This window comes from Cellulomonas fimi, from assembly GCF_028527925.1.
Classification (GTDB): Bacteria; Actinomycetota; Actinomycetes; order Actinomycetales; family Cellulomonadaceae; genus Cellulomonas; species Cellulomonas fimi_C.
Genome location: NZ_JAPESW010000151.1, coordinates 1 through 633, shown reverse-complemented (window position 1 = coordinate 633; position 633 = coordinate 1). Strand labels below are relative to the sequence as shown.

2 protein-coding genes are annotated in these 633 nt (G+C 57.5%); both read right to left on the bottom strand.

The features are described from left to right. The coding region (locus OMK64_RS21450; protein WP_272730146.1) for a DMT family transporter at positions 1-244 on the bottom strand (244 nt) is incomplete at its 3' end. A 4-nt stretch (positions 245-248) separates the two neighbouring features. Beyond that, on the bottom strand, positions 249-633 hold a 385-nt coding region (locus tag OMK64_RS21445; RefSeq protein ID WP_272730145.1), incomplete at its 5' end, for a DMT family transporter.

Below are 633 nucleotides of genomic sequence, written 5' to 3'. Positions count from 1 at the left end.
TCATGTACACCACTCCGAACAAGGCCCCCGTGAGTTGCCATTTCAGCACGTCCAGCAAGCTCACTGCCTGGGCGGGTTCAAAGAACAGGATCAACAACGCAGTGACAATCGCGCCCACTCCAAAAGTCACCAGGCTGCCGCGCAATACACCCACCGCCTGGCCCAGGCGACCATTGATGGCGGCCTGCACACTCAACACCGCACCTGCGGCGACTACTACTACCAGTAACAGAATCAGGTTCATCGCCTTAACCTCGCGCAATCAAAACAAGTGCCACCACAATCAGCGCCAGGGCAATCCAGCGTTCGCCATTGACCCGCTTGCGCGCCGCCCCGAACCAGCCGAAATGATCGATCAGCACGCTCTTGCCGACTTGCCCCGAAAGAATCGCGATCATGGTCATCGCGATGCCGATATGCGGCGTGGCCAGGGTCAGGACCACCACGTAGATCGGCCCCAGCAAACCGCCGATCAACTGCCAGCGCGGCAACTCGGACAACGCCGGGCCCTTTTGCGGGCCACTGAACAGCAGCAGTAGAAACAGGATGGCTGAAACAAAAAATACACCTGAATAATAACCGAGATCCGAAGATCGCTGACTGAGTGCTACGGCAGAAATCGTCGCTAAGTTT